Below are 12585 nucleotides of genomic sequence, written 5' to 3' on the forward strand. Positions count from 1 at the left end.
TCGATTAAAGGGTGTTATGCAATTATTTGTAAATGATTTGACAGTAATGGACTTTTCTTACCTGTGTCCGAAGCGCGGAATGGTAGGGGAAAGTTGGATTGTCGATGTAGTATTGGACGGCGAACTGAACGAAGAGAGCATGGTCCAAGATTTTGGCCACGTGAAGAAAAATCTCAAGCGATTGATAGATGAATATGTCGATCACAAACTGCTAGTGCCCGCAGAATATGCTGGGTCAGAGGTTATTCACGATGAAGACAGCGAGCAAGTTGAGGTGCGTTTTAGTCGTGAGAACGGCGAGAAAATAATGCTTTATTGCCCGGCTGAAGCCTACGCCATTTTATATTCCGATGTGATCACCATGGACTCGGTAGGGGTTTATCTCAAAGAGGTGCTTGCAACGCATCTTCCCGAGAATGTAGATAATTTGACATTGAATCTACGAACGGAAGTAATAAGTTCGCCTTTTTATCACTATACCCACGGACTTAAAAAGCACGACGGCAACTGCCAACGTATTGCTCACGGTCACCGGTCTCGTATCGACATTTATCTCGATGGCAAGATATGTGAAGAAAGCCAAACCTATTGGGCAAAACGCTGGGAAGACATCTACGTTGCCACTCGCGAAGACGAAATTAAGTATGCTGACAGAAAATTGTCGGGCTCTGTTGACGCACCTGAAGACTATTTATGTTTTGGTTATGAGTCTTCGCAAGGATACTTTGAGCTACTTATTGCTAAAGCAGTGTGTGAAGTGATTGAGACAGATTCCACGGTAGAGTGTCTAGCGCAGTACTTGCTAGTGGAACAAAAGAAAAGAACGCCAAACGGCGAATGCAAAGTGGTTGCATACGAAGGCGTTGGCAAGGGCGCGTTAGTTTCTGGGTAACGCGTAACCGAAAAGTTTGGGTGCAGCCCTTGCGTCTGTATCCTAGCTACCGTGTTATAGCGGCGATATCGTAGTAAATAGAGCTTAGCTATTGCCCTTGCACACGGGTGCGTGCGAATGCCCTCAGGAGTGCTAAAAATGGGTTAGGCTGAATAATGATTTTTACTCAGCTTGTTTATTTATTGTAAAGACATGGCCTACTTACTCCTATTAGACACTCTGCAAAGTACACTTTTTTTGTTGGTAAAGGATTTCGACCTCATGAAGTTTTCACTGAATATAAGAAATAGCACCACGCACTTCACCTCTGTGCTAGCCGCATTTGTTATTGGGAGCTTTTCTACAAACGCCTACGCTACAAATGTGTATTCCACTGATGCTTTTTCTGATAGCTCACTTCCAGGTAGCTCGCGCCCGAGTAGCGTTGCGCCCAATATTGCCCTCCGCAATAGCTCGGTCGCGAGGGCTACGCTATCCACCGGCATTGCGGCGCAAAGCAGTACAATGGATACCAAGCCAAGCGATAACAAGCAACCATCATCACTTGTGTTAAACGGCGTATTTACTCAAGGTGCATTGTTACGCGGTGAAGTACCTAAAAACGCAACTGTGACCCTAAATGATGCGGCTGTGCCCACAAACCGTGATGGAAAGTTTGTTATTGGTTTCGATCGAACTGCACCGCTTGAACATACCCTTACAGTAACCCTTGCTGATGGCAGCGAAACAGTGCGCCACATTACGTTAGAAAAGCGTGAATACAATATTCAGCGTATCGACGGTTTAGAACAAAAGATGGTAACGCCGCCGGCATCGGTCACTCAGCGTATTAAGCAAGACAACATTAACGTGGCAAAAGCGAGAAGCACTAACAGCGATTTAGACGCGCTATTTACTCGTTTTACCTGGCCCGCTAAAGGCCCCATCACCGGCGTATATGGCAGTCAGCGGGTGTTAAACGGCGTGCCTAAGTGGCCACACTACGGCGTAGATGTGGGCGCTCCAACGGGAACACCTGTTTATGCGCCAGTTGATGGCATTGTCACCATGGCAGAGGACTTATATTACTCAGGTAATACTCTCATTCTCGACCATGGGATGCGGGTATTTTCTACCTTTCTTCATTTAAACAGTATAACCGTTAATGTTGGGGATAGAGTAAAAAAAGGCGAGCAAATTGGTACTATCGGCGAAACGGGGCGGGCCACGGGTCCACACTTAGACTGGCGTATTAATCTTGGTAAAATGCGCTTAGACCCACAAACTATTGTATCTGGTACTCCAAAATAAGAACGGAATTGACCAAACACTTTTTACTTCAGCGTGGCGTTTAACAATCATTTCGATAGATAAGAGCCTTGATAAACAAGCGCCTCGATAATCAAGGGCTTCGATTATCACGGGCAATGAGAATCAAGAGCAATGAGAATTAAAAGCCTCGTTCAAGCAAGGTTTTTATCACACAAGGCGGCGCTGCAGTGCGCCGTTTCAGTGCACCGCTCCAGTGTATTGCCTACATAAATCGACCCGGTGCACCGCCTTTTGACAAACTACTTAACGCCAAGCCAATGGTTAAACACGTCTGCGTCGTTTATCTCAAAAAACGCCATGTCTTTTCTCGCTTCCATAACAGGTAAGGTCACGTTTAACAATTGGCCGTCTCGAATTAAGCTGACTTCTGCTGTTGACTCTAACGTTGTATCCAAAATACGTTGTAACTTGCCTTGAGAAACCACATGCCCATTTATCGCAATAATATTATCGTTCAGTAGGATCCCCGCGTGCATGGCGGCAAGCCCCTCAAATACTTGAGCAACAGTTAATCCTAATGGGGCGGGTTTAAGCGTTGCGCCAAGCTGTCGTTTCATAGGCGCCTTCAATGATAAGCCGCCTTTATCTTCGCTAGATACCTTCGCCCGAGTGCGAAGTGCAATACCAATTCGTTGGACTAATGCTTCTAATTCAACGTCGTCTGTGTGGTATACAACGCTATTTAAATAGTCTGATACATCAATATCAAAGTGCGCTTTACATAACGTCTGTATGACATTATCCGGCGTTCCACTCTCGTCTTTACCGTACTGCTGCCATAAAACACGCATGACATCGTCGAGGCACACCTTATCGCCAGATTGTTCTCGCAATAGTAAATCGAGCCCTAGCGCGATAATACCGCCCTTGGTGTAATAGCTAACAATATTGTTAGTGGCACTGGCGTCTTGCTTGTAAAATTTTGTCCATGCATCAAAACTACTTTCGGCCGCACTTTGCTTAAATCGTCCAGCGTTTTGCAAAAGCCTACTTATATTTTGAGCAACAATATCGAGGTACTTTTGCGCTGGTATTGTGCCAACACGAGCAAGGGTGACGTCGTCATAGAAACTGGTAAATCCTTCGTATATCCACAGTTGGTTGGTATAGCTTTCTTTGGATAAATCCGGTTTTACCATCACATTAGGTTTAATGCGTTTCACGTGCCATGTATGAAAAAACTCATGACTACAAAGACTTAAAAACGTAACGTATCCATCTGTCTTTTCTTCGCCGTCACCAATGAGAGGAAGCTCAAAGCGAGGGTAGAGCAATGCCGTAGAATATTTGTGCTCTAACCCACCAAAACCGTTATCGGCTAGCAGGGTCATAAACAGGTAATCTTTCACTGGATAGGGCGTGCCAAATAGTGACAGGTGATGTTGGCATATAGGGGTTAAGTCTTTCGCAATTCTCGCATAATCAATGTTGTTGTTGCCTGAAAATAGCAGCGTAAAGTTCACATTATCTACTTCAAACTCGCAGGTGTCGGCAACGCCTACATAAATGGGATGATCGATAAACTCATCATAGTTTTTCGCTCCAAAATACCACGCCCTAGCATTGGCATCGGCGTCTATCTTACTATCTAAGGAGCAGGGCGCTCGCGTTTCCATCGACGTATGCCCATTCCAGTTCGATGGAATATTATCGTCTACTGTTATTTCAAGCTGATGCTGTGAGTTTTCAAATTCTTCAATGTGTAAAAATGCACTGGTTCCATTGATAAACGCATATTCATGATTGATGAAGGCAGACCGAATAGATAAGTCATTTGCATAAATCGTATAATTGATAATGCAGGCCTCACCATCAGTCTGTATTGACCATGTTTGTTTGTCTAACTTCTCAATGCTAACGGATGATTGAGTAAAGGCTTCTGGTGTAAGCGTATTCGCCGCTGTTTTCTTTGCAGACAGCGAGACAATGTTCTTTGCGAAATCGCGAACCATATAACTACCCGGTATCCAACTAGGTAAGGAAAGCGTTAGCGAAGAGGCGCTATGAGCAGGAATTGATAGCTGAACATCAAACTGATGAGCCTGCCACTGAGATAAATTAAGTGAAAAATGCAACGTGTTATCAGACATAAAAACTCATTTTATTTACGTAGTTAAGAACTAGTGTACTATAAGTGAATACTGAAGTGAGCGTACTTAAGCATCAAACGCGCTAGACACTATCTGAAATATTGTTGAAGCCAAATGTGTATCTAATTAGCGATAGCGCGACCGATATTGCTTCTAACAGGATGAGAAGGGCTGAGTAGTAAACCTATGGTTGAAAGAACTAGTACTAACACAATAAGCGAAGAAGATTTTGAGGCGCTCAATGCGTTTCGACCAGGGGATGTTGTCGATTTTGAGATCACCATGCCTACGGCATCGAAACGCGTCAAAACAGAATATATAGGCATGCATACCAACGACTGCATGATGTTTCACATCCCAAATTCATCAAAATGGATAACGGTGAGAGATGCGTTAACGGTTGATAATGATATTGTGGTTCGCTCGATAGTAGAGGGGAGCACCGGGCAGGTCATTGCTTATCGGGTAAAAGTGCTGAAGCTACTTTCAAAACCCGCCGGCATATTAATTACCAGCTTTCCTTCACGCATACAACGAATAGGACTTCGAGCCTCAACACGTTCACTGCCTGGCGTTGCCATAAACATCAAGTCAGAGGTTTTCGAGGGTGATGAAGATGCATCGGGGATCATCGTCGACTTATCAAAACACGGGTGCAAAGTCGGGCTTCAGGTGAAACCTGAGTGGCCCATTTTGATTGACAATACCGAAATAACACTTGTATATATGCTTGATGGAGAAGCGGTTGAAATTAAAGCCATGGTTAAAAATCATAAGTTAGATAATCGAATAGTCTATTACGGGCTCAAATTTCAAACTGGTGATGCAATGATTGGCGAGTTACTCGCAAGACATACTTTGGTGTCGTAGTTTTTTTAAACTGACCCTATGTATTTTCATCAAAAGCGGTACTGTCATCCGCTGTACAATTTTTGATCTTAATGTAAGCATTTTATTCGCTAGTAAGCTAAGTAAAAACCTAACAAACTCATAATTCAAATAATAAGGTGAGGGACAATGAGAAGTATTGAAAGGCTGCTGATGCAGTACGGTGAAAGCCATCAAAATAAGACTAACGTGATAATTCACGCTATTGCAGTGCCGAGTATTTATTTGGTAACCCTTGGCTTGCTTTGGAGTATACCTACCCCAGACGCTATCGCGCATTTTGATATTACATGGGCGCACATCATCGCTATTCCAGTACTGTATTACTACTTTTCTTTGTCTGGCCCTATTGGTGCGGCTATGACATTACTTACTATCGCGTGTTTTGGTGTGGTAAATCTGTTGGTTCACTTCGATATTCCTGTTTGGCAATTCAGCTTGGCGCTGTTTGTGGTTATGTGGATTTTACAATTTGTTGGCCACAAAATAGAGGGGAAAAAGCCCTCATTTTTCGAAGATCTTCGGTTTCTGCTCGTTGGTCCTGCATGGTGGTGGGTTCACTGGCTTAAACGTATGAACATTAGCTATTAAAGCAGTTACACAATTAGCCCGGCGTGTTGACGTTAATCTTTTTGTTTTGTCGTTACAAAGCGCTAATTGCTGCGGGAATACACAGTAAACGTCAAGTCGCCCCTAGCTGCGACCAGACGCACTACCTACACGACCAAGCTGCTTGGGTCATTGAATTCCAAGCGTATAATCTCACTACAAGCTCTATATTTGGTAATAATAAGTTGGTGTTACAGTGAGTCGCTTCCAGCGAGTAATCGAAAGTAATGAGCGTTTATTTTGGACTTTGCACAGTGCAGGGTGGGCAGGATTTGCGCTAATTTACTACATAGGCTCTTTTCTACATGATGTAAGATCCATTTGGGTTTTCATTATCATGCTTAATGCATACGCAGGTTGGTTACTAACTATTCCGTTGCGCTATGTCTATCGGTGGGCTCGAAAGCGTTCTCCTTTCAAGATGATCCTTATTGTTATCGCATCGTGCTATATCGTGGCGCTGGTGTGGGCTGTGGTAAAAAACATCAACTATTGGGAGATATACAAGCACGGTTATCGCCCAGACGAATGGTATATGTACTTCACCAACACCATTAACTCGTTGATTATGGTTGGTTGTTGGAGTGGTGTTTATTTTGGTATCAAAAACTTTCAAATGCTGCAAAAAGAGAAGCAAAATGCGCTCAAAGCCAGCACTATGGCACATCAAGCTCATATCAAGATGTTGCGATATCAATTAAATCCTCATTTTCTATTTAACACGCTAAATGCTATCTCAACGTTAATCCTGTTGAAAGAGAATGACACTGCCGAAGCTATGGTTTCTAAATTAAGTAACTTTTTGCGTTACTCACTTGATAACGATCCCATTAAGCGGGTTCCGCTAGGCCAGGAAATAAAAGCACTTCGTCTCTATCTTGAAATCGAAAAAGTGCGATTCGACGACCGCTTAGAAGTCATCTGGGATATCGATACCAAATGCGAATCGGCATTGGTACCGAGTATGATACTTCAGCCCATAATTGAAAATGCCATTAAACATGCCATTTCTAAAATGGAAAATGGTGGCCAAATTGCGATAACAGCCCGTACCTTCGGCAATGACTTACTGATGGACGTGGCCGATAATGGCCCTGGTGCTGATATAAAAGATGGCAAATTAAGCCGTAAAAATGGCGTAGGACTGGTGAACATAAAAGAGCGCTTACAATCGCTTTACCAACGCAACTTTGCATTTTCTATTGAGCACAATCAGCCCTCGGGTGTACGAGTACGAATTCGTATTCCCTATGACGTAAAGGACGTATGATATGACCAAGCAAATGATTAAAACCATTGTGGTAGACGATGAGCCTCTTGCTCGCAGAGGGTTACGTGCAAGGCTTGAACGTCATAGCGATATTCAAGTGCTGGCCGAGTGCCAAAATGGTCTTGAGGCGGTAAGCAGTATTTCTCAACATCGCCCAGACCTCGTTTTTCTCGATATTCAAATGCCAGGGCTCAATGGATTTCAAGTCATTCATAAACTTCGTGAACTGAAACAGCCCATTCCAATGATTGTTTTTGTCACCGCATACGACAGCTATGCGATTAAAGCGTTTGACGTGCATGCGTTGGATTATCTATTGAAACCAGCAGATGACGAACGACTTGGCGCAGCCCTCGATAAGGTAAGAGATTACACCAGCACGGCCCACCAAGACGAACAGTCACAAAAGTTAGTGAGTTTAGTTGCAGAATTAACAGGCGACGACTGTGAAGAAATTTTACGCAAGCTAGCGAATGGTGAACCGGTAGAAACCAACCCTTATCCAGACGTGCTTGCTATTAAAGATGGCTCTGAAGTGACACGAGTCAACGTTCAAGATATTCAGTGGATAGATGCGGCTGGCGATTACATGTGTGTTCACGCGCTAGACGGTATGCACATCATGCGTAAAACCATGAAAGAATTGGAGCAGGAATTGAACCCTCAGTTCTTTGTTAGAGTGCACCGCTCCGCAATTGCAAATATCCGTTTTGTGAAAAAGCTAGTGAGTCATATTAGCGGCGAATACCACCTCATTTTACAAAATGATACCGAGCTAAAGGTGAGCAGAAGTCATCGAGATAAGGTGAAAGCTGCAATGAAGATGTAGATGAGTACTGCACTTAAGCTCGCTCTTAAGTTAGCAGCAAGGTATATGTCTTTAAGTCTCATTATCTTGAGCAACGCTGGACCTATTTAGCCTTTCGGTTTGAACTTGGCAACAAACAAGAAAAGCGCCTAAAAGGGCGCTTTTCTGTATTTTCATCAGTCAGCTTTTCAACTCATACCTTAAAATATCACTTCCTCAAAACATAAACTCTTTACGCCCTCTTATTGATTAAGCGTCGCTTTATCAATAGGAAACAATTTATGTGAATTATTCAATAGAAGAGGTTAAGTGGTATTAACCATACCTTTCATTCATTATTGATTTCATTAAGGCCACTTGTGCGCTGTTTAACGGTTTACTATCACTGGTTGTGGTGAGCGGCACAGTAGTGGGTTCTCTGTTCACTTCTCCTACCATGACATTGCTTGTATCTGTACCCACAAGACTTACCGCGTATTCGCCTAATGAAGTCGCAAGTAGCCTGTCGTTGCTTACCGGAGTACCTCCTCGTTGCACATGTCCAAGAGTTACCGGTCTTACATCAGTAATTCCACTGTCGTTAAGCGCTTTAGTAAGGGCCTGCAGCCCTTGCGGCCATACGTTTTCTGCCACTACCACGATAAAGCTTACCGAGCCTCTCACGCGGCGCTGAGCATGAATTTGTGTGAGAATTTTCTTTATCTCACTTTCTGGCGATTCAAAGAATTCCGGTAAAATAACATAATCTGCTGCGGACGAGAGCGCTGCGTTCAGCGCTAAGAAACCGGCGTGCCTTCCCATCACCTCAACTAAAAATATGCGTTCAAATGCATCTGCAGTATCTCGTACCTTATCGATTGAGTTCATTGCAGTATCTATAGCAGTGTAATAACCAATGGTGGCATCGGTACCGGCTATATCATTGTCTATGGTGCCTGGAATACCGATAATTTGGCCAAGGTAATGGTCGGCCAGATGTGTAGCCCCGCGAAATGAACCGTCACCACCAATAACAAGAAGAGCATCTACGCCTGCCTCGGATAAATTAGCAGCCGCTTGCTTTAACCCCGCTTCTTCGGTGAAGGCTTTACACCGAGCGCTGTGTAATACGGTACCCCCTTGCTGAATAAGGTTGTGAGTAGAGTCTAGCGAAAGAGAGATAGATTCTTGTTTAATTAATCCATTGTAGCCATGAAGATAACCTATTAAATCGTAATTCCGCTTTTTGCAGGCAATCACAATTGCCCTAATGCATGCATTCATGCCCGGTGCATCACCACCCGACGTTAATACTGCTACACGTTTTGACACAATAAAATCCTTCTCAGTAGGTTTCGTTCTTATAGTATGAAAAGTAGAGCAGACTGTTTGGAAGGTAAAGCCATTTATTTTGCACTTTTTCCATCTGAGCGGTCTATACAGTATTACGCTCTTTACACACAACATATTGAAGGCTAATCAAAATGCGCGTTGCTATTATCTTTGTCCTGCTACTTTCTCTTACAGCGTGTACCTCTAAGCTCGCTTACGACAACTTAGATTGGTGGGTATATTGGTATCTAGATGATTATGTTGAGCTTAACGATGAACAAGAAGAACGGTTTGATGACTACTTAACCAATTGGCTTCAATGGCATAAACGAAGTGAGTTGAAACGCTATGAAAATCAGCTTAAAACGCTGAAACAGCAAGTACTAAACAGCGAGTTAGATTACGATACGGTTTATGCGCATATGAACGATGTGAGAACGCATTGGGAAAGGGTGAGGGCACAGGTTAGCCCGGAACTTGCTGAGCTTGCTGTAGATCTTACTGACCAACAAATAGTGTCCTTATTCGCCACATTAGAAAAAGACAACAAGGAAGAAGAAGAGGAGCGGCAAGAGTTTCTCGAACAGTCAGAGGCAGAGCGCAGTGAAAAGCGTATTGAGCGGATGACTGACAACGTGGAAGAGCGCATCGGGGATTTGTCTGAAGAGCAAAAACAAATTATTGCTACCTACAACGAACAGTTTGTGCCAACGTCTGACGAATGGTTGCAGTATCGCAGAAAAATTCAAAATGCAGCCCGTCGACTATTCATTACCAAAACCACTAATCCAAATTTTGTCCAAGACTTAACTTATTTAATGCAAAATCCAGATAAATACAGAAGCGAGGACTATCAGCAAGCTAGCGCCCATAATATGAAAGTGGGAGCAACCATGATTGTGGAAGTTGCATCCACACTCAGCGATTCTCAAAAGAAAACCCTGGTTGAGAATATTGATGAATTTATTGAGACTGTAGGTAAATTTCAAAAGTAGTCGTAAATCAAAAAAGCTATAAGCCAAGAAAAAGCGATAAATCGTCCCGTAAATTCGAGTACTTTTCGCTGTAGGCGTCTTTAAGTGGAATATTGTCCAATAATTTATAGAGACGCCTGCATTCTCCGGCCATCTGCGAGTCTGCCTTGTCTATTATTTTAAATAGCTGAAGAAGGCACTGAAGTAGGTTTAGCGCAACACCAATATTCACTGGGGCATAATTTTGGGCCAAAGCAAACGATGCTTTCGCTCGCTCAAATGAGTTCTGTTGATAGTGCTGAATACCTTCGCGGTTAAATTGCTGATAATTTGCCAAGTTGGTTTTTGCTTTTTCTGCCTTTTGTTCAAGCATTGAAGCGCTGTTCTGATCTAATTCATCTGTTCTGGTTGCCACAATTTTCGACAGCGCAAGAGCATCATCGTACTCTCCCAATGTGTACATCACGTTAATACTATCGGGGAGATAGGCAGTGGGATGCTCGGCGTACTTCTCTTCAATGGCAACTTGAGAGTTAACCAAGTGCTTTTTAGCATCAATCAACTTGCCGTCTATTGCGCTCACCCTAGCGTTGACAATATTGCCAAAAATGTCCATATCAAAATTTCGATCCATTTTTAAAAGGTGGTCGTCAAACTTGCCCCGTTGAAGTGCTAGCAATGCCTCTTGTTGATATTTGTTCCGCTGTTTTTGGTCTTCTGAATGCTCGGCAACATCTAGCAGGCTGCGTATTAGCGTACACCAATGCAGACTGTTTTTATGTACGGTACGTTTAGACAAATTCCAGATAGCGCTGCACGAGAGCGATGCAGTGACGAAATCAAGATTTTGCTTTGCTATTTCGCAGGCTTGTAAATGACGGGAAACAGAATAGGGCGATAGTTTTATGGCTTCTTTAATTGCGTTTAAGGCGGCTTCTCGGTTTTCTAACCCCTGATGAGCGAGCGCCAATATGTCGTTCGCATCTGCGCTAAAACGATTCCGCTTAAGGGTTTTCATCGCGATAGTGATAGCCTTGTCGTACTCGGCGTTTTGAATGTAGGTTTTCCCCAATGCAATTTGAGCCCACAGAACAGGCTTGCCGCTAGTGTAGGGGGCTAAAATAGCCAACGCCCGTTTACAGTCGTTTTTACGACAATAGGTTTCAACTAATAGCTGTTCACAATGGCCTTTGTAATGAGAGGGCTCTTTATACAGTTTGTTTAGCACTGTTATTGCATCAGTAAATTGCTTCTTCTCAATGAGCTCATAGGCCGGCTGCAAAAACAGTCGTTTTTGCCATGCTCTGCTAATTCTGCTCTTCAATTGAACCTGTGAAAAGGGCTTAACTAAAAAATCATCAGGCCTTCTATCAATAGAACCAAGAACCATAGAGCGAGTACTATCCGCACTTATCAAAATAAATACAGAGGTCGTTTTTATCAGTCGCTTGACTCTCAACTCTTCTACTAATTCATAGCCATTTTTGTAATCTGCCCCTAAATGCAGATCGCACACCACAATATCGAACTTTGTGCGTTTGGCTTCAGAAATAGCGTGTTCCGCTGAGGATTTTGTCACGATGTTGGTCGCGCCCATCGATTGCAATAATCCTTTAAGCATAAGCAGAAATGGTCGCTGATCTTCAACAATCAGTACTCTTTTATCACTGTATTTCACTGCATCCTCAAAGATTTGCAGAGCAAGAAAACATAATGATGGTTTAAAAATGCGTAATGAGCAATTTGAACCTTCAGAATATTCTTATTCAGCCGACAACTAACGTATGAATATCACTACAGTTTTTCATCATGAGCGTTGAGCAAGTCAATTCAAACAGCACTGTTGAATTAGACCCTAGTTATCGCTGGGAGTTTGACGGTACATTGGCAAAAGCCTCCTCACAAGGTCGCTTGTTTGCTCTGTATCTAGCCATGCATGAAAATGCGTTAGCCCATCCTATATATCTAACGCCACATGCAAAGAGCGAAGGCTCACCCTATCAAAACGAAATAAGTAACCTCAGTCACTATAGGCAGCCCGCATTACAGGCTGCAGATAAAGACTGGGCGAATATGGCTACGTTGGCATCGCTCATGTCATCTGATTTAGCCTCTGCTCGTTTATTCTTATCGATGAACCCTTCACCACTTGCCCAATCTGACAACGCTTCACGCATACCGGATGATATAAAAGATAACTGTAGCTTAGGCACACAAAAGCGTTTAGCGAATCTCTACAGAAGTGATATCAAAGAAGATAACACCATGTTGTATGACATTATCAGTGGTGAAAATAGCAGCATAAACCCCAACGCCAATCCCCGAAATGATAAACAGAACGCATTCTCTGACGACTCAGTAAGAATGGCCGTTTAATCTAGTTTTTGCTGTTACCCCCAAGCTGATTGGCTTTTGCGATGCATTTTGGTATA

Annotated in this window: 11 protein-coding genes; 8 read left to right on the forward strand and 3 right to left on the reverse strand. The window is 43.2% G+C overall.

The features are described from left to right. Positions 1-16: 16 nt before the first annotated feature. Together GTQ48_RS08480 and GTQ48_RS08485 are read left to right on the forward strand one after the other, a co-directional pair. Complete coding sequence (locus GTQ48_RS08480; RefSeq protein WP_163106292.1) at positions 17-892, forward strand: 6-carboxytetrahydropterin synthase; 876 nt, start codon at positions 17-19, stop codon at positions 890-892. 504 nt (positions 893-1396) lie between these two features. After that, positions 1397-2182, forward strand: a complete 786-nt coding sequence (locus GTQ48_RS08485; protein WP_163106467.1) for a M23 family metallopeptidase — start codon at positions 1397-1399, stop codon at positions 2180-2182. Positions 2183-2442: 260 nt separating this feature from the next. Here GTQ48_RS08485 and GTQ48_RS08490 read toward each other — a convergent pair whose 3' ends face one another. Beyond that, complete coding sequence (locus tag GTQ48_RS08490; protein WP_163106293.1) at positions 2443-4293, reverse strand: M61 family metallopeptidase; 1851 nt, start codon at positions 4291-4293, stop codon at positions 2443-2445. Between the two features lie 186 nt (positions 4294-4479). On the opposite strand from GTQ48_RS08490, the gene GTQ48_RS08495 reads away from it, so the two are divergent. From GTQ48_RS08495 to GTQ48_RS08510, 4 genes are all read left to right on the forward strand, one after another. Then, positions 4480-5163: a PilZ domain-containing protein gene (locus tag GTQ48_RS08495; protein WP_163106294.1), complete on the forward strand. Its 684-nt coding sequence runs from the start codon at positions 4480-4482 to the stop codon at positions 5161-5163. 147 nt (positions 5164-5310) lie between these two features. Beyond that, positions 5311-5772: an Mpo1 family 2-hydroxy fatty acid dioxygenase gene (locus GTQ48_RS08500; protein ID WP_163106295.1), complete on the forward strand. Its 462-nt coding sequence runs from the start codon at positions 5311-5313 to the stop codon at positions 5770-5772. 214 nt (positions 5773-5986) lie between these two features. Continuing rightward, positions 5987-7060, forward strand: a complete 1074-nt coding sequence (locus GTQ48_RS08505) for a sensor histidine kinase (protein WP_163106296.1) — start codon at positions 5987-5989, stop codon at positions 7058-7060. Position 7061: 1 nt separating this feature from the next. After that, complete coding sequence (locus GTQ48_RS08510) at positions 7062-7889, forward strand: LytR/AlgR family response regulator transcription factor (protein ID WP_163106297.1); 828 nt, start codon at positions 7062-7064, stop codon at positions 7887-7889. Positions 7890-8183: 294 nt separating this feature from the next. On the opposite strand, the gene GTQ48_RS08515 is transcribed toward GTQ48_RS08510, so the two are convergent. Further along, positions 8184-9179, reverse strand: a complete 996-nt coding sequence (locus tag GTQ48_RS08515) for an ATP-dependent 6-phosphofructokinase (RefSeq protein ID WP_163106298.1) — start codon at positions 9177-9179, stop codon at positions 8184-8186. A 152-nt stretch (positions 9180-9331) separates the two neighbouring features. Here GTQ48_RS08515 and GTQ48_RS08520 point away from each other — a divergent pair, with 152 nt between their 5' ends. Continuing rightward, positions 9332-10174: a DUF6279 family lipoprotein gene (locus tag GTQ48_RS08520; protein ID WP_163106299.1), complete on the forward strand. Its 843-nt coding sequence runs from the start codon at positions 9332-9334 to the stop codon at positions 10172-10174. A 16-nt stretch (positions 10175-10190) separates the two neighbouring features. On the opposite strand, the gene GTQ48_RS08525 is transcribed toward GTQ48_RS08520, so the two are convergent. Beyond that, positions 10191-11831 carry a response regulator gene (locus GTQ48_RS08525; RefSeq protein WP_163106300.1) on the reverse strand — a complete coding sequence of 547 codons (1641 nt, stop codon included), beginning with the start codon at positions 11829-11831 and terminating at the stop codon, positions 10191-10193. A gap of 131 nt (positions 11832-11962) precedes the next feature. Here GTQ48_RS08525 and GTQ48_RS08530 point away from each other — a divergent pair, with 131 nt between their 5' ends. Next, a complete protein-coding gene (locus GTQ48_RS08530) occupies positions 11963-12529 on the forward strand; it encodes a VC2046/SO_2500 family protein (RefSeq protein ID WP_163106301.1) in 567 nt (188 codons plus the stop codon). The last annotated feature ends 56 nt before the right edge of the window (positions 12530-12585 follow it).

Origin of the sequence: Alteromonas genovensis (assembly GCF_010500895.1) — a bacterium.
In the GTDB taxonomy this organism is placed as follows: Bacteria; Pseudomonadota; Gammaproteobacteria; order Enterobacterales; family Alteromonadaceae; genus Alteromonas; species Alteromonas genovensis.